Genomic DNA, 396 nt, shown 5'->3' with positions numbered 1-396 from the left:
GGCCAACTCGGCCTCGCCCTGGCCTTCCCCGCGATCGGCGCCTCCGTGGCGATGCCGCTGGCGGGCCGGATCAGTCACCGCTTCGGCGTGCGCACCGCGCTGCGCGGCCTGCTCGCGCTGTGGACCCTCTCGCTCGTACTCCCGGCCTTCTCCCCCCACCTGGTCGCCCTGTGCGGGGCGCTGTTCGTCTACGGCGCGACGGCCGGAATGGCCGATGTGGCCATGAACGCGGTGGGCGTCGAGCTCGAGAAGCGGCTCGACCGGTCGATCCTGTCGGGGCTGCACGGTATGTGGAGCGTCGGCGCGCTGGCCGGCTCGGCGGCGGGCACGGTGGCGGCGCACGCCGAACTCGACGCGCGCGCCCACCTGTCGGCGGCCGCGGCCGTCCTCACCCTG

General features: G+C 75.3%; 1 protein-coding gene. It reads left to right on the top strand.

Translation table 11 applies throughout. From position 1 onward, the window contains the following. Positions 1-396: MFS transporter (locus AOK16_RS28620; protein WP_157859286.1), on the top strand; the 396-nt coding region annotated here is incomplete at both ends.

It is taken from the genome of Streptomyces pathocidini, assembly GCF_001418495.1.
GTDB lineage: Bacteria > Actinomycetota > Actinomycetes > Streptomycetales > Streptomycetaceae > Streptomyces > Streptomyces pathocidini.
This window is presented reverse-complemented; position numbering and strand designations above follow the sequence as displayed.